We start from the raw sequence: 15,899 nt of genomic DNA, 5'->3' as shown, positions 1-15,899 counted from the left end.
CAACCGCTCTTCGCAAACCGGAAACGGCTCGGGAGTACGCACACCTGTCGTAGTGTGAATGCAATCACATGGAGTCGGCGGGCGTCGGCGTGCCGACCGTTTTCCTCGGAGGTACGGATGTCCACCACCGATATGCACGAGCTGCAGAACGCGATCGGCCAGCTACGCCGATGCGTCGGGTCGCTACGGTCGCGCTACGGCGACGCCGCGCCGGTCCGCAGGCTCACCAACGACCTCGACCGGCTCGACATCGACGCGCGTGACTTCCAGGAGACACCGCCGCGTTCGCTGTGGGCGGCATCCGAGGACCGCATCCCGATTCCGGATTCGCCCTACGACGAGTCGTTGTTCCGCGGAGTCGACGCCGACGACGAAGGACTCGGCGGATTGCACGGGGAGCGGTGAGCGCCCCTGCCGGCGCCGGGGTCCGAAGTGCGGCCCGGGCGCGCATCGCCGCGCGCACATTACGGACCGATCGGTGGTGGCAGACACCTGCGCTGACCGTTCTCGGTCTGGCCGCGTTCATCGTCTACGCCACCGTGCGGTCGTTCACGCGCTCTGCCTACTGGGTCGACGAGTACCACTACCTCACGCCGTTCTATTCACCGTGTGTCAGCGCCTCGTGTTTGCCGGGTTCGTCGCACTTCGGCGTGTGGGTCGGCGAACTCCCGCGGTGGATTCCGCTGGCGTTCGTCTCGCTGCCGTTCCTGCTGCTGTTCCGGCTCACCTGCTACTACTACCGCAAGGCGTACTACCGGTCGTTCTGGTTGTCGCCACCGGCCTGCGGTGTTGCGGAACCGCACCGGACGTATACCGGCGAAACCCGATTCCCCCTCATCGTGCAGAACTCGCACCGCTACTTCTTCTACATCGGGTTCGTCATCTCGCTGGTCAACACGTACGACGCGATACTCGCGTTCCACAGTCCGAGCGGCTTCGGGTTCGGACTCGGGAACGTGATCCTGGTCGTGAACGTGATCTTGTTGTGGGGGTACACGCTCTCTTGTCACTCCTGCCGGCACGTCACCGGTGGCAGGCTCAAGCATTTTTCGAAACACCCTGTGCGCTACAAGATCTGGACGTTCGTCTCGAAGATCAATGCGCGGCACATGCAGTTCGCGTGGATCACTCTGGGCACGCTGGTCCTCACCGACTTCTACATCATGCTCGTCGCGAGCGGCACCATCTCCGACCTCCGATTCATCGGCTGACAGACCGGTACGACCGGCACCACACGAGGCACGACGCGATACGGAAAGGCACTACACATGGGGGAAGTCGAGCGGCACGACTACGACGTGGTCGTGATCGGAGCGGGGGGAGCCGGACTGCGGGCGGTCATCGAGGCTCGGCAACGCGGACTGAGGGTCGCGGTCGTCTGCAAGTCGCTCTTCGGCAAGGCCCACACCGTGATGGCGGAAGGCGGGTGCGCCGCCGCGATGGGCAACGCCAACTCGCGCGACTCCTGGCAGGTCCACTTCAAGGACACGATGCGCGGCGGAAAGTTCCTCAACAACTGGCGCATGGCGGAACTGCACGCCCGTGAGGCGCCGGACCGGGTCTGGGAACTCGAAACCTACGGGGCGCTGTTCGACCGCACCCCGGACGGGCGGATCAGCCAGCGCAACTTCGGCGGGCACACCTATCCGCGACTCGCCCACGTCGGCGACCGGACCGGCCTCGAACTGATCCGCACGATGCAGCAGAAGATCGTCTCGCTGCAACAGGAGGACTTCGCCGCGACCGGCGACTACGAGGCGAAGGTGAGGGTGTTCTCCGAATGCACCATCACCGAACTCCTTCTCGACGGGCAGGGCCGCGTCGCGGGCGCCTTCGGATACTGGCGGGAATCGGGCAGGTTCGTCCAGTTCACGGCGCCGGCCGTCGTCATCGCGACCGGGGGAATCGGCAAATCCTGGAAGGTGACCTCCAACTCGTGGGAGTACACCGGGGACGGGCACGCCCTCGCGCTGCGTGCCGGTGCCTCACTGATCAACATGGAATTCGTCCAGTTCCACCCCACGGGCATGATCTGGCCGCCGAGCGTGAAGGGCATCCTCGTCACCGAAGGGGTCCGCGGTGACGGCGGTGTCCTGAAGAACTCCGAAGGGGAGCGGTTCATGTTCTCCTACGTCCCGCCGGTGTTCAAAGGGCAGTACGCGGAGACTCCCGAGGAGGCGGACCGCTGGTACGAGGATCAGGAGAACAATCTCCGCACGCCCGACCTGTTGCCGCGCGACGAAGTGGCACGGGCCATCAACTCCGAGGTCAAAGCGGGTCGCGCCACCCCGCACGGCGGCGTATTCCTCGATATCGCGTCGCGGATGCCCAGCGCGGAGATCATCCGGCGATTGCCGTCCATGCATCACCAGTTCCTCGAACTCGCGGACGTCGACATCACCCGGGAGGCGATGGAGGTCGGCCCGACATGCCACTACGTGATGGGCGGCATCGAGGTCGATCCCGACACCGGCGCGGCGTCGGTACCGGGCCTGTTCGCGGCAGGGGAGTGCTCGGGAGGGATGCACGGATCCAATCGTCTCGGCGGTAACTCGCTGTCGGATCTGCTGGTATTCGGCCGTCGTGCAGGGCTCGGTGCCGCCGACTACGTGCACGGTCTCACCACCCGGCCCGAAGTAGCCGACGAAGCGGTGGAAGAGGCGGCCCGCACAGTGCTCTCACCGTTCGATCCCGCCGACCACGACGAGGTGGAGAACCCGTACACGCTGCACCAGCGGCTGCAGGGCGTGATGCACGACCTCGTGGGCATCATCCGCACAGCCGACGAGGTGGAACGCGCGCTCGCGGAACTCGACGACCTGCGCGCGCGGATCCCCAACATTGCGGTGGAGGGGAACCGGCAGTACAACCCGGGCTGGCACCTCGCGCTGGATCTGCGCAACATGCTGCTCGTGTGTGAGTGCGTGGCGCGGGCGGCGTTGCTGCGCACCGAGAGTCGCGGCGGTCACACGCGCGACGACCATCCCTCGATGGACGCGAACTGGCGGCGGACATTGCTGGTGTGCCGCAAGTCCGGTGAGGACCGCATCATCCCTGAGGTGTCCGTCGAACGGGAACAGCAGACCCCGATGGATCCGGAACTGCTCGAACTCTTCGATATCGAGGAACTCGCCAAGTACTACACCGACGAGGAACTCGCCGGTCACCCCGGACGGAGGCACTGAGATGGCCGACAGTGAGGGCTACACCGCCGAGTTCAGGATCTGGCGCGGGGACCGCGACGGCGGGGAACTGCAGGAGTATTCGGTGCGGGTCAACGAGGGTGAGGTGGTCCTCGACATCCTCCACCGACTCCAGGCCACCCAAGTGCCGGACCTCGCGGTGCGATGGAACTGCAAAGCCGGCAAATGCGGTTCGTGCTCGGCGGAGATCAACGGACGCCCGCGTCTGACGTGCATGACCCGTATGTCGCTCTTCGAGACGGACGATCCGATCGTCGTCACGCCCTTACGGGGTTTCCCGGTCATCCGTGACCTCGTCACCGACGTGTCGGGCAACTACGCCAAGGCCCGGGAGATTCCGGCGTTCGCGCCTCCCCCGGACCTCGCGCCGGGGGAGTACCGCATGCAGCAGATCGATGTGGAACGCTCGCAGGAATTCCGCAAATGCATCGAATGCTTCTTGTGTCAGAACGTATGTCACGTCACGCGCGACCACGAGGAGAACCGGCCCGCGTTTGCGGGACCCCGGTTCTTCATCCGCCTCGCCGAACTCGACATGCACCCACTCGACGTCGCGGACCGGCGCGACCTCGCTCAGGACGAAGCCGGACTCGGCCTCTGCAACATCACCAAATGCTGCACCGAGGTCTGCCCCGAATACATCCACATCACCGACAACGCCATCATCCCGATGAAGGAACGGGTGGCCGGTCGCCGGTACGACCCGGTCGTGTGGCTGGGCAACAAGCTGTTCCGGCGCTGACCTACCCGCGCGGTCGTCAGCTGACGCGCTCGCTCAGAAGCGGCACCAACTGCTCGAGCGCGAACGGAATCGACAGGGCCGAGTTCAGCGAGATGGCGTTGGCGATGTCGCTGCCGCTGTCGAGGACGAGGAAACGACCGTCCCGCACGGCAGGAAGCTGCTGGAACAAGGGATTGTCGGTGACCTCGGAGGTCTCGACGAAGATCGGCAGCACGACGAGCAGGTCGGCGTCGAGCATGCCCAGGTTCTCCTCCGAGACCGGGATGAAGAAGCTGTCCGTCTCCACGGCCTCCACCGCCGGGTTGTTGACGAACCCGAGATCCTGCAGGAACTGCACGCGCGCGTCGCCGGAGACGTACGCACCCCATCCGTCCGAGGTGTAGGCGGCGACGGTGACGGTCTTGCCGGCGAACTCCGGATGCTCCGCCGCCGCGGTGGCGAACTGTTCGTCGATGTCCGCGACCACTTCGGCACCCTTGTCGGGGACGCCGAGCGCGGAGGCCACCATCGAGATCTGCTCGTCGCGCGGCGTCAGATATGCCGTGGCGCCCTTCGGGGGACCGACCGTGGTGGCGATCGCCGAGAGCGTGTCGTACCGGCCCTGATCGCCCGAACTGGCGGTGTCGAGGATGAGATCGGGTGCCAATGCGGCGATCTGCTCGAAGGACGGGTCGACGGTACCGATGATCTCCGGAGACTCCGAGTAGCCGTTCTCGACCCACGGGCCGACTCCGTCGCCACCGAAGGCCAGCCAGTCGCTCACGCCGACGGGCTGGACGCCGAGCGCCAGTGCCGTCTCCGCGTCGCCCCATCCGAGGGCGGCGACGCGCTCGGGCTGTGATTCGACGGTCACATCACCGAACATGGTGGCGATGGTGGCGGGAAACGCTCCGGATCCGTTGTTGCTCGTCTCGTCGGCCGAATCGCTGTCGGTCGAGCCGCACGCTCCCACGGCGAGCGTGGTGGCCACCATCAGCGCCACAAGTCGGAGTTTCACAGGTGTCCTCGTTTCACTTGCCGGTGCACGTCGTATGTGCGTTAGGTGATCCTAACCCCCGGTGGGGGCGGCACGGTATCTCGGCGGCCGAGTTACATCGACTGTGCCCATCGACCGATATCGCCACGTTCGAGCGCGAGTGCGAGCAGGTCCGGGAAACGGTCCGGGGTGCACGCGAACGCCGGCACGCCCAGAGCGCCGAGCGCCGCCGCATTGTCCCGGTCGAACGCCGGAGCGCCGTCGTCCGATAGCGCGAGCAACACCACCACCTGGACCCCGGCGGCGAGCATCTCGCGCACCCGGGAGAGCATTTCGGCCCGGATGCCGCCCTCGTACAAGTCGGAGATCAGCACGAACAGCGAGTCCGTGGGGCGCGTGATGAGGGTCCGGCTGTAGGCGATCGCCCGGTTGATGTCGGTGCCCCCACCCAGTTGCGTGCCGAACAGCACGTCGACAGGGTCGGTGAGCTTGCCCGTGAGGTCCACCACGGCGGTGTCGAAGACGACGAGGGAGGTACGCAGCGCCTGCATCGAGGCGAGCACCGCAGCGAAGACCGCCGCGTACACCACGCTCGACGCCATCGATCCCGACTGGTCCACGGCGAGCACCACGTCCCGCTGCACCGCCTGGGAGCGTCGCCCCAAGCCGACGAGACGCTGCGGAACCACGGTGCGATAGTCGGGTTGGTAGTGCGCCAGATTGGCGCGGATCGTGCGGTGCCAGTCGATGTCGCGAGTTTTCGGATTCGAGGTCCGGGACGATCGGTCGAGGGCTCCCGACACCGCGGTCCGGGTGCGCTGGGCGATGCGTTCCTCGACCTCACGGACGACTTTTCCGACGACCGCTCGTGCTGTCGCCCTGGTGGTCTCGGGCATCACGCTGTTGAGGCTCAGCAGGGTGCCGACGAGATGCACGTCGGGTTCGACGGCGTCGAGCAGTTCCGGTTCGAGCAGCAGCCTGTCGAGTCCGAGGCGGTCGACCGCGTCGCGCTGCATCACCTGCACGACCGTCGTCGGAAAATACGTGCGGATGTCGCCGAGCCAGCGTGCGACCTTCGGGGCCGAGGCGCCCAGTCCGCCGCTGCGCGGTCCTCCGGTCCCGTCCGCGTCGGTGTCGTACAACGCGGCGAGGGCCGCGTCCATCGCCGAATCGGTTCCCGCGCCCAGCGCGGTGGTAGATTCTTCCGCGGCATCGCCGAGGAGAAGTCGCCAGCGCCGCATTCGCTCGTCGAACTCCGTTGTCATGCCGGGACCCCCAGAATCAAGGCGGATGCCGCGACTGCGCGACGGCCGCGTTCGGCGTCGAGTGCCGCAGAGGTGCGGTGCTCGGGGCCCCCTCGCACGGCCCGGCCGAGCAGGCTGCGTTCCCCGTGCGCGAACGAACCGAACGTGCGTCGCAGCACGGGCAGGACGTCGACGAATTCCTCGGAGCGCAGACCCGACACCCACGTGTCGATCAGGGACAGCAGATCGCGGTCGTGCACGAGCAGCAGCCCTCCACCGCCGACGAATCCGTCGATCCAGCGTGCCTTCGCGGCCGCCGCGGACCCCACCGACAACGCGCGGGCGACCCGCACAGCGGTCGCGCGTTCGTCCAATCTCCCCACATCGCGAAGCATCCGGACCGTCCGGCCGGTGAGCACGCCGTCGACATCGTCGCGGTCGCACACCGAAGCGAGCGTGTCGAGCCAGCGTTCCGTCGCGCCGGGATCGTCGCGCAATGCCAGAGCCGTGTGCACCTCGTCGACGGCGTTTCGTACCGTGTCGGCGGCGTCGGTGTCGAGCCCGGTGACGGCGGACGGCAGGCCCGCGCAGACGCGAGCGAGGACCGCATCGGCGACATGCACCAGCGAGGACAGATCGGTCCCGCGCACATCGCCGTAGCGGACCGTACGGATCAGCGACGGGAGTGCCGACATCAGATGCAGCACATCGTGATCGAGCGCGGCGGCCGCGTCGATCGCAGTGACCAGTTGGGGCACCGCGTCGCGCAGATCCGCGAGCAATGCCTGTTCGAGCAGGTCGGTGACCTCGCCGAGCGTGGTGCCCGCGGTCCGGGCGCGGTCGAGCACCGTGGCTGATGCGGCGGCCTCGACGGTGGTGCCCCACCGGGACGCCTCCACGATGGCGACCGCCAGTTCCGGATCCCATTGCAGCGACCAGGTCTCGCGAAACGTTCCCGTCGAACGCACCGCGCTCTCGGCCGGTAGCGCCCACTCGATCCCGAGCAGCGACAACTTGTGCAACAGGCGGGATCGTTGCAGATCGAGATCTTTGCGGAGGTCGAGGTCCAGCTTCTTGGCGATCGGGGCGCGTTTGAGCCGAAGGCTTTTCGAGCGCGCCTGCAGGTCGGCGTCCAGCGGAACCGTCGGGGTGTCCTCGGGAACCGCGCCGAGTGCTTCTCCGATCACGAGTGTGCGCGCCACGAAGTCGAGCAGCACCTCGTCGCCGTCGCACAGGACCGCACGGGTGGCCTCGACGGCCTCCGCCAAACCGGGCACTGCACGGCCGCGCAGCGCCGCGAGCGTATCGGCGAGGCGGGTCGCTTCGATGACATGCGCGCTCGAGACCGGGAGGTCTTCCTCGCGCAACACCCGCGCGACGCGGGTGAACCAGCGTGCGGTCGTGTCGTCCGGGTAGCGGAAGAGGTGGTCGTACCAGCCGGGCGAGGTGATGCCGGCGCCGTAGCCGGACGCGGCAGAGAGCCGCGAATGGGTCCACGGCACCCACGTGAGCGCCGCTTTCACCTTCGGAAGACCTCTGAGCACGCGCGCGTCCGGCGCCGCCGGACCGAGCGGGCCGCTCAGGGCGGGCGCGTGCATCGCCCCGCACACGACGGCAATGTTGCGGGCACCGGCCTTGACGGCCGTGCGCAACACCTGCCGCATGTGGGCTTCGCGGCGCGCCGTGTGTTCGTCGAGTTCCACGTCGGCGCGCAAGGCCGCCATCGCCGCAGTGATCTCGTCGAACGCTCCGGCCCCCGACTCCTCCTCCGCCGAGGCATGCTCGATCACGGCATCCCACCACTGCTCGAAGTCGTCGTAACCCGCCGCGGACGCCAGCGCCGCGAGCGGGTCGGTGCGCTCCGCAGATTCCGGAGAACGGTCCGCGGCCAACGATATTGCCGCCGGAAGGTCGCAGAAGCGCACGTCGGCGTCGTGCAGGATCGCCCAGCGCAATGCCTGCCACTCCGGCGAGAACGCCGCGAACGGCCAGAACGCCGCGCGCGCGGGTTCGTCGCGCACGTAGGCGAGCAGCGCGACCGGCGGTTGCATCTCGTCGGATGCGGCAAGGGCGAGGAACGGATCGGCGTCGGCCGGTCCCTCGATCAGGACGGTGTCGGGCTCGAACTCCGCGAGGGCGCGCAGCACCGCCCGCGCCGACCCCGGCCCGTGGTGCCGGATGCCGAAGACCCGGATTTCGGCGCCGTCGCTCACCCGGTGATCTCCCGGCATGCGCGATAGAAGTCCGCCCACTCGGGACGCTCCCGCACGACCGCCTCGAGATATTCGTTCCACACCACGCGGTCGGCGACCGGGTCCTTCACCACCGACCCGAGGATGCCCGCGGCGATGTCGGTGGAGCGCAGGACTCCGTCACCGAAGTGCGCCGAGAGCGCCAGCCCACCGGTGACCACGGAGATCGCTTCGGCGGTCGACAAGGTGCCGGACGGCGACTTGAGTTTGGTGCGTCCGTCGGTGGTCACACCCTGGCGCAGTTCCCGGAACACAGTGACCACGCGCCGGATCTCCTCGGCGGCAGCAGGGATCTTCGGGAGTTCGAGCGAGGTTCCGAGTTGTTCGACGCGACGGGTCACGATCGCGACCTCGTCCTCTTCGCTGGCGGGCAGGGGGAGCACCACGGTGTTGAATCGTCGTCGCAGCGCCGAGGACAGTTCGTTGACGCCCCGATCGCGATCGTTGGCGGTGGCGATCACGTTGAAGCCCTTGCTCGCCTGCACTTCGATGCCGAGTTCGGCGACGGGCAGCGTCTTTTCCGACAGGATCGTGATGAGGGCGTCCTGCACGTCCGCGGGGATGCGGGTGAGTTCCTCGATGCGGGCGATGGCACCGTCGCGCATCGCCGTCATGATCGGCGACGGGACGAGCGCGTCCGCAGACGGTCCTTCGGCGAGCAGTCGCGCGTAGTTCCAGCCGTAGCGGACCGAGTCCTCGGACGTGCCGGCCGTGCCCTGGACCAGTCGGGTCGACGACCCGCTGATCGCAGCGGAAAGATGTTCGGACACCCACGTTTTGGCGGTACCCGGGACACCGAGCAGCAACAAGGCGCGGTCGGTGGCGAGGGTGGCCACCGCGACCTCCATCAGACGTCGCGGGCCCACATACTTGGGACTGACGACGGTGCCGTCGGACAGTTCGCCGCCCAGCAGGTACGTCACCACCGCCCACGGCGACAGGTGCCAGGACGGCGGGCGGGGCCGGTCGTCGAGCCGCGCCAGCGCCGCGAGTTCGTGCGCGTACTGCTGCTCCGCATGGGGGCGCAACAGCGTTGGTTCGGAAACGGCGTCGGTCAACTCAGCTCCTCGTGAAGGGTCTTGCGCAGGGTCAAGGTGTCGGCGGCCGTCGCGAACAGGTTCAGCCGGTCGAGGTGGTCGGTGCGGTTCGCGGCGTCGGCGAGCAGTTCGGTGAGCTCGAACGGTGCGCGATGCGCGATCAGCGCGAGGATCGTCCGGAACGAGCGGACGCCGGTTCCCTCATCGCCGTACAGCGCGATGAGTACCTTCTCCGCCAGATCCCGGGGCCACGGCGCGGGGAGAGCGCCGAGCAGGTCGGGGTCGAGCAGGGCGCGGCCGGCCGAGTCGTGCAGATGCGCCACCAGTACGGGGCGGGGCAGCGCCTGCGCGACGTCGGCACCGACCGTGCCGTCGCGGCGCAGCAGTGCGGCGGCCCATTCTCCGTTGCGATGCAGGGCAGTGGCCGCAGCCCAGCCCGCGTCGAGCGCCTCGCGTGCGGGTTCGCCGACGCGGTACCCGAGTACCTGCCGGGCGGTCGGAGCGATGTGCTGCCACGCGGACGGAGGAGCGGAGGACACGACCGTCGTCAGCCGGCGCATCGCGACACCACCCGGCCGGGAGGCGCCCTCGTCCACGCCGTCGCGCAGCGCTTCCGCGTCGAGTCGGTCCGGGACCTCGACCACGAGATCGCCGTCGTCGACGCGTGTCCACTCCCGCACCCGCCGGGACATCCGCTCGGCAAAATCGGAGTCGGGGAGGCGGCGCAGCAACCCGAGGGCGGTCGCGCGGACCTTGCGGCTGCGGTCGTCGAGCGCGTGCTCGAGCAAGGCTTCGTCGTGCTCGCCGAGGCCGTTCGTCAGCAGTTCGAGCAGCGCCGCTCGCTGCGCCGCCGTCTCCGACGACCACGACGCCGTCAGTCGCGCTGCGGCGGCATGGGGGTCGGCGGCCCGCGCCACCGCGAACCATCGGCGGCGCTGCGCAGGCGAGCCGTGCAGCCAGAGTCGTTCGTCGGCCGGGTCGGGTGCGACGAGGTGGGACCACTCCGGGTTGAGCGCCGCCACCCACTGGCCGCGGGCGCCGGCGAGGCGCAGCAGGTGCTCGCGGTGTGGGGTGTCGGGCGCGGCGAACCACAGCAGATCCACCACGATCTCGTGCGGTGCCCGGAACCGCTCGGCGAGCGCGAACCACTCCGGAAGAAGGGGCGAGCGGACGACGAGCAGTCCACGCAACCGCTCGGCTGCCGCCGGTGGGAGCGTGAGGCGGTCGTCGTCCGGGGCAGGGCTCGGCAGTGTGCGCACCGTGGGGAGGGTCGCGGCGGTGAGGAACGCGGACTCGAGGGCGGCGGCCGCGAGCAGACGCGAAGCCGGATCGCCGGTCAGCGCCGTCGCCGCGTCCGCGGTGTGCAGCGTCGACGTTGCCGGTGCCGAGCGGGCTGTGCCGAGCAGCGCCGCGGTCGACAGGGTTTCGAAGGTCTCCGTCACAGTGACAACTCCTGTCCTGCCGTGAACAACGACGCCGGTGCCAGGCGGGTACCGTCCCAGTCTCCGCATACCGTCAGCGGGTGGCCACCCGCGACCGTGAGTAGTCGCCACCGCGTGTCGTCGTCACCGCCGAGCGGCAGCGCGCGACCGTGCCGGTCGACGAGGTGCCAGGACCCGTCCGATCCGACCGGAACGACGCTGTCGAGCAGCATCGGCCACGAGCGGATCCACGGGTCGGCGCCCAGCACACGGGCGTACTCGTCGAGTGCCGCATCGAAATCCGGTGCGGTCCCGGGCAAGGAGGCAGGCAGCGTGGTGAACGGTTCGGGATCGGCGTACCGCTCGCCGACGAGCGCGCGGAGCGGTGCGGCACCGGGATAGAAATGCAGGTCGGCGTCGACGAGCATGCCCGGCGGGGGAGTCGCGTCGGGGAACCGGGCGGTGCCGTGGGAGAAATCCAGAAGGATCGCCCAGCGTCCGGTGTCGCGGCCACGTAACCACACCTTGCGGGTGAACAGTCGGCTGTCCTCGGAGATGCGGGTCGCGAGTACCTGCCATCGGTCGCGGACGGGCGGCTCGGAACGCACGTCGTCGGCGCGGGTGGGGAATCCGAGGTGGGTGCGCACCGACCGCGCGAGAGGGTCGGGCAGGTCGTCGATCTGCCGGTACGCGACCACCAGCAGATGCAGACGCGCGTACTCGGTGAGCACCCGGGCGGGCCAGTCCACCTCGGTCGCGACGACCCCGGCGAGAGCGCGCAGTGTCGAGGCGACGCCGGGGACCTGCGCATCGACCATGCGAGCCGCGATGTCGTCGTAGGTGGAGTACCCGTGGTCGACGGCACCGAGACCGCTGCGGATCCGGTCGGTCAGCCAGCGGTCGAGTTCGTCGAGCCCGGCGGCCGCGCGCTCGGCGCGGCGCTGGACGGTCGCCGGATCGGGAGCCTTTGCGGGTTCGTCGCCCGGCTCATCCGGGGGAGTGGTCTGCGCGGCGCGTGACGCGAGCCATTCGGTGACCGAGCCGGGTGGGTCAGCCTTCGGCACCATGCCGTCGGACCAGCGCATGAGCAGGGCGAGTGCGTGCTTGCACGGGAGTTTCCGGCTCGGGCACGTGCATGTGTAGGCGGGGCCGTCGAGGTCGATCGCGGTGCGGTAGACAGCGGTGCCCCGGCCGCGGCATTCGCCCCAGAGCGCGCCGTCCTGCCGCCCCGTATCGATCCACCCCGACACCAGTCCGCGCGCAGCGGTCAGCGAGGACGGATCAGGTGCGGCGGCAGCGATCCGATCGGGGGGCCAGGGGCTTGTCACGTCCTGAGAACGTACGGCAGGGTTCCGACAGCGACCGAATCGTCAGGATGTGGCACGGGTGTTCAAACGCCTCCGGATGCCGTCGACGAAGAGTGTCAGGCCGAAGTCGAAACGGATGGCGGGATCACCGTCGAGGAGATCGTCGTCCGAGGTCGGCGCCGTCTCCGTCGCGACATCGGGCGATACCGGCCCCCGCGTCAGCGCGCCGAGTTCGGCGAGTTGCGCGCGGGACTGCTCGTCGACGGTGTGGCCGAGTACATAGTGCAGCAGCGCGTAACCGGCGAGTTCGGCGTGCGCGCGGGAAAGCCCTCCGCGCTGCGCCGCGGCGACGAACGCATCGCGGGCGCGGGAAGTGGTCAGCCGCGACGCGTAGGTGGATGCGACGAGTTCGGCGCCGTCGCGATGGGCGAGCAGAGCGGAGCGCAACCGGTGGGCGAGTTCGGTGAGCGCATCGTCCCAGTCGGGGGAGTCCGGTTCCGCGTCGACGCCGTCGAGGATGCGGTCGGCCATCGCGCCGAGAAGAGTCTGTTTGTTGGGGAAATGCCAGTACAGCGCGCCGGGCTGAACGCCGAGCGAGGTGGCGAGCTTGCGCATTGTGAGGTCGCCGAGCCCGTATTCGTCGAGGATCGCCATGGCGCCGTCGAGAACGTCGCCGCGTCGCAACTGCACCGTGTCCGCTCCTGTCCGTCCCGCTGTGTCTGGGCCTCCCGTTGACAGTATCGGACCCCCCACCTAACCTGAACGCCGTTCAATTGAACACCGTTCAAGTTTTCTCATGTCAGGAGACGCAGTGACCCAGGCGCCCGCTCGCACCGACATCCTCGACCTCGCTCGCGACCAGGTACTCCGGGGCGGGGTCGGGTTCGACCGCGACCGGATGCTCGACGTGCTCCGCCTGCCCGACTCCCGGCTCGAGGAACTACTCGACGTCGCGCACGACGTCCGCATGGCGTGGTGCGGACCGGAGGTGGAGGTCGAAGGCATCGTCAGCCTCAAGACCGGCGGCTGCCCCGAGGACTGCCACTTCTGCTCCCAGTCCGGCCTGTTCGCCTCACCGGTGCGCGCCGCGCGCCTCGACATCCCGTCGCTCGTGGAAGCCGCCAAGCAGACTGCCAAGACCGGCGCCACCGAGTTCTGCATCGTCGCCGCCGTGCGCGGCCCCGACGAGCGGTTGATGGCCCAGGTCGCCGCCGGCGTCGAGGCGATTCGCAACGAGGTCGACATCCAGGTCGCGTGTTCCCTCGGCATGCTCACCCAGGACCAGGTCGACCAACTCGCGGCCATGGGCGTCCACCGCTACAACCACAACCTCGAAACCGCGCGCTCGTACTTCAACCACGTCGTCACCACCCACACCTGGGAGGAACGATTCGAGACACTCCGCATGGTGAAAGAGGCCGGCATGGAGGTGTGCTGCGGCGGCATTCTCGGGATGGGCGAAACCTTGGAGCAGCGAGCAGAATTCGCGGCTGACCTCGCGTCGGTCGAACCCGACGAGGTGCCGCTGAACTTCCTCGATCCGCGGCCCGGCACGCCGTTCGCAGATCGGGAGGTGCTCCCGGCCACCGAGGCACTCAAGGCGATTGCGGCATTCCGGCTCGCCCTGCCGCGCACCATCCTCCGGTTCGCCGGCGGCCGCGAAATCACCCTCGGTGATCTCGGTGCGAAGCAGGGCATGCTCGGCGGCGTCAACGCCGTCATCGTCGGCAACTACCTCACCACCCTCGGGCGTCGTGCCGAAACCGACCTCGACCTGCTCGTCGATCTGCGGATGCCGATCAAGGCACTCGGCGAAAGTATCTGACGTGTTCGACGCGTACACCGGTGCCGAACTCGTCGACGGTCTCGAGGTCGAGAGCCGCCGGGGAGTTCGGCTGGGTCTCGAACCACCCCGGTACTGCACGCTGTGTGGTCGGCGGATGGTCGTGCAGGTCATCCCCGACGGATGGTGGGCGCGGTGTTCACGCCACGGCATCATCGATTCGTCCCGCAACGAGCAACGCTGACCGGAAGGCGATCAGAGGTCCGAATCCGGCGAGGAAGGTGGTACCTGCCGGACGACGCGGGCGGGCACGCCCGCAGCCACCACGTTCGGCGGCAGATCGCGCGTCACCACCGCTCCGGCCCCGACAACAGTGTTCTCGCCGATCGTCACTCCGGGACAGACGATCACGCCGCCCCCCAGCCACACGTTGTCGCCGATGGTGATCGGTTCGGCAGCTTCCCATTTCGCGCGCCGCAGTTCGGCATCGAGAGGGTGGGTGGGTGTGAGCAACTGGACGTTGGGTCCGATCTGCACATCGGCGCCGATCGAGATCCGCGCGACGTCCAGCATGACCGCTCCGAAGTTGACGAAGGTTCGCGGCCCGATCGTGATGTTGTATCCGTAGTCCACATACAGCGGGGCGCGCACTTCGGCACCCTCGCCCAATGATCCGACCAGGGCCGCCAAGATCGCTCGCCGGGCTGCGGGATCCGTGACGCTCGACGAATTGAACTTCTCGCTCAGTTCCGCTGCGCGCGACGCGTCGGCAACGAGTTCGGGGTCGTCCGCGATATACAGTTCGCCCGCCAGCATGCGTTGCTTCTGACCTGTCACATCGCTCCTTCCTCGACCGTGAGATTCACACGGACATCGGTAGGTCCACACGTGAAAGCTACGCTGCCGACCGCGCCGAGCGTGCTCTACGGGAATATCGCGCCCGCCATCCCGTCCGTCCGGTGGGCATTCTGCTTTTGAATCTGTCTAGCGGGTCTTGCGTCGGTAGACGGCCGTTGCCGTGAAGAACCGATGACGGCGACCCAGGTCACGGCCAGAGTAAAGACGAGCAGATTGCCCGCCGGTTTCGCGCTCGAACTCACTTCGCGAACCGGATGCGGGCACGATCGCTGAGCGCAGCGGCATCCCCTGTGGGTCGACCGGGGCCCGATGGCTATGCGCCGAATCCACCGTCGATGTCGAGGCTGGAGCCGGTGATGTAGGCGGCCTCCGGGCCTGCGAGGTAGGCGACCAATGCGGCAACCTCGGCGGTGGTCCCGAAGCGGTCTACTGCCATCACTCCCAGCATGTTCGGGGCAGCGGGACCGTCGGCTGGGTTGGCATCGGTGTCGATCGGGCCGGGCTGGATGTTGTTGACCGTGATGTTTCGCGCGGCCAGGTCCCGGGCGAGGCCTCGCGTCAGACTTGCCAGTGCTCCCTTGGTCATGGCGTAGACGGATTGACCGGGAAACGGGGTCCGATCGGCGTTGATGCTGCCGATGTTGATGATCCGGCCGCCGCTGCCCATGTGGCTGAGTGACGCGCAGATGGTGACGACCGCAGATCGCACATTGATGGTGAGCATCGCGTCGATCTCGTCCATCTTCAACTCGTCGATCGGGCCGAAGGTGCCGACCGCGGCGTTGTTGATCACGATGTCGAGACTCCCGAATCGCTCGACGGTCTGTGTGACAGCAGACGTCACGTCCTCCTCTTTCATGCTGTCCGCGTGGATGGCGTGTGCGATGCCACCGCTCGCGATCACCGCGGCAGCGACGTCTTCGTCCCGGGTCCGGGAGTTGGCATATGTAAACGCCACCTGCGCACCGTCTGCGGCGAGGCGCGCCACGATCCCTGCGCCGACGCCTCGCGATCCTCCTGTCACCAGTGCGGTCTTGCCTTCGAGCGGTCGTGTGTTCATGAGCGGAACGTCCCTT

General features: G+C 68.1%; 15 protein-coding genes. 6 read left to right on the top strand and 9 right to left on the bottom strand.

Annotated features, from left to right (window positions below):
• Positions 1-117 precede the first annotated feature (117 nt).
• The 4 genes from ACFWBU_RS03005 to ACFWBU_RS02990 are packed head-to-tail and all read left to right on the top strand — an operon-like array spanning position 118 to position 3,945.
• A complete protein-coding gene (locus ACFWBU_RS03005; RefSeq protein WP_169620118.1) occupies positions 118-405 on the top strand; it encodes a hypothetical protein in 288 nt (95 codons plus the stop codon).
• On the top strand, positions 402-1,211 hold the full coding sequence (locus ACFWBU_RS03000) for a hypothetical protein (RefSeq protein WP_169620117.1): 810 nt from the start codon (positions 402-404) through the stop codon (positions 1,209-1,211). Before ACFWBU_RS03005 ends, ACFWBU_RS03000 begins: the two co-directional genes overlap by 4 nt.
• A 57-nt stretch (positions 1,212-1,268) precedes the next feature.
• Entirely contained in the window at positions 1,269-3,185 is a 1,917-nt protein-coding gene (locus ACFWBU_RS02995) for a fumarate reductase/succinate dehydrogenase flavoprotein subunit (protein WP_169653091.1), read from the top strand.
• Position 3,186: 1 nt separating this feature from the next.
• Complete coding sequence (locus tag ACFWBU_RS02990) at positions 3,187-3,945, top strand: succinate dehydrogenase/fumarate reductase iron-sulfur subunit (protein ID WP_169620115.1); 759 nt, start codon at positions 3,187-3,189, stop codon at positions 3,943-3,945.
• Between the two features lie 16 nt (positions 3,946-3,961).
• Here ACFWBU_RS02990 and ACFWBU_RS02985 read toward each other — a convergent pair whose 3' ends face one another.
• From ACFWBU_RS02985 to ACFWBU_RS02955, 7 genes are all read right to left on the bottom strand, one after another.
• Positions 3,962-4,918, bottom strand: a complete 957-nt coding sequence (locus ACFWBU_RS02985; RefSeq protein WP_378527479.1) for an iron-siderophore ABC transporter substrate-binding protein — start codon at positions 4,916-4,918, stop codon at positions 3,962-3,964.
• A 116-nt stretch (positions 4,919-5,034) separates the two neighbouring features.
• Positions 5,035-6,186, bottom strand: coding sequence for a VWA domain-containing protein (locus tag ACFWBU_RS02980; protein WP_169653092.1), 1,152 nt, complete (start codon positions 6,184-6,186; stop codon positions 5,035-5,037).
• Positions 6,183-8,396, bottom strand: coding sequence for a DUF5682 family protein (locus ACFWBU_RS02975; protein WP_378527427.1), 2,214 nt, complete (start codon positions 8,394-8,396; stop codon positions 6,183-6,185). Before ACFWBU_RS02975 ends, ACFWBU_RS02980 begins: the two co-directional genes overlap by 4 nt.
• Positions 8,375-9,475 (bottom strand): AAA family ATPase, encoded by a 1,101-nt coding sequence (locus ACFWBU_RS02970; protein WP_169620112.1) that lies wholly within the window; start codon positions 9,473-9,475, stop codon positions 8,375-8,377. The genes ACFWBU_RS02975 and ACFWBU_RS02970 overlap by 22 nt, the downstream gene beginning before the upstream one ends.
• Positions 9,472-10,896 carry a DUF5691 domain-containing protein gene (locus ACFWBU_RS02965; protein WP_378527426.1) on the bottom strand — a complete coding sequence of 475 codons (1,425 nt, stop codon included), beginning with the start codon at positions 10,894-10,896 and terminating at the stop codon, positions 9,472-9,474. The genes ACFWBU_RS02970 and ACFWBU_RS02965 overlap by 4 nt, the downstream gene beginning before the upstream one ends.
• A complete protein-coding gene (locus tag ACFWBU_RS02960) occupies positions 10,893-12,203 on the bottom strand; it encodes an SWIM zinc finger family protein (protein ID WP_169620110.1) in 1,311 nt (436 codons plus the stop codon). The genes ACFWBU_RS02965 and ACFWBU_RS02960 overlap by 4 nt, the downstream gene beginning before the upstream one ends.
• Positions 12,204-12,245: 42 nt before the next feature.
• Positions 12,246-12,872 (bottom strand): TetR/AcrR family transcriptional regulator C-terminal domain-containing protein, encoded by a 627-nt coding sequence (locus ACFWBU_RS02955; RefSeq protein WP_169620109.1) that lies wholly within the window; start codon positions 12,870-12,872, stop codon positions 12,246-12,248.
• A 121-nt stretch (positions 12,873-12,993) separates the two neighbouring features.
• Between ACFWBU_RS02955 and bioB the strand changes: the two genes are divergently transcribed.
• A complete protein-coding gene (bioB, locus tag ACFWBU_RS02950; RefSeq protein WP_169653095.1) occupies positions 12,994-14,007 on the top strand; it encodes a biotin synthase BioB in 1,014 nt (337 codons plus the stop codon).
• 1 nt (position 14,008) lies between these two features.
• Positions 14,009-14,209 (top strand): hypothetical protein, encoded by a 201-nt coding sequence (locus tag ACFWBU_RS02945; RefSeq protein ID WP_206036753.1) that lies wholly within the window; start codon positions 14,009-14,011, stop codon positions 14,207-14,209.
• Between the two features lie 11 nt (positions 14,210-14,220).
• Here ACFWBU_RS02945 and ACFWBU_RS02940 read toward each other — a convergent pair whose 3' ends face one another.
• Positions 14,221-14,802, bottom strand: a complete 582-nt coding sequence (locus tag ACFWBU_RS02940; protein WP_296550256.1) for a sugar O-acetyltransferase — start codon at positions 14,800-14,802, stop codon at positions 14,221-14,223.
• 334 nt (positions 14,803-15,136) lie between these two features.
• Positions 15,137-15,883, bottom strand: a complete 747-nt coding sequence (locus tag ACFWBU_RS02935; protein WP_378527425.1) for an SDR family oxidoreductase — start codon at positions 15,881-15,883, stop codon at positions 15,137-15,139.
• Positions 15,884-15,899: the final 16 nt, after the last annotated feature.

This window comes from Rhodococcus sp. NPDC060084 (assembly GCF_042730335.1).
In the GTDB taxonomy this organism is placed as follows: domain Bacteria; phylum Actinomycetota; class Actinomycetes; order Mycobacteriales; family Mycobacteriaceae; genus Rhodococcus.
The sequence above is the reverse complement of the archived record's forward strand: the minus strand, read 5'-3'. Positions and strand labels throughout refer to the sequence as shown.

Coding starts and splice junctions, on each gene's coding strand:
- ACFWBU_RS02990 (WP_169620115.1), top strand. CDS start 3,187: ATGGCCGACAGTGAGGGCTACACCGCCGAGTTCAGGATCTGGCGCGGG.
- ACFWBU_RS02935 (WP_378527425.1), bottom strand. CDS start 15,883: ATGAACACACGACCGCTCGAAGGCAAGACCGCACTGGTGACAGGAGGA.
- ACFWBU_RS02980 (WP_169653092.1), bottom strand. CDS start 6,186: ATGACAACGGAGTTCGACGAGCGAATGCGGCGCTGGCGACTTCTCCTC.
- ACFWBU_RS02995 (WP_169653091.1), top strand. CDS start 1,269: ATGGGGGAAGTCGAGCGGCACGACTACGACGTGGTCGTGATCGGAGCG.
- ACFWBU_RS02975 (WP_378527427.1), bottom strand. CDS start 8,396: ATGCCGGGAGATCACCGGGTGAGCGACGGCGCCGAAATCCGGGTCTTC.
- ACFWBU_RS03005 (WP_169620118.1), top strand. CDS start 118: ATGTCCACCACCGATATGCACGAGCTGCAGAACGCGATCGGCCAGCTA.
- ACFWBU_RS02985 (WP_378527479.1), bottom strand. CDS start 4,918: ATGGTGGCCACCACGCTCGCCGTGGGAGCGTGCGGCTCGACCGACAGC.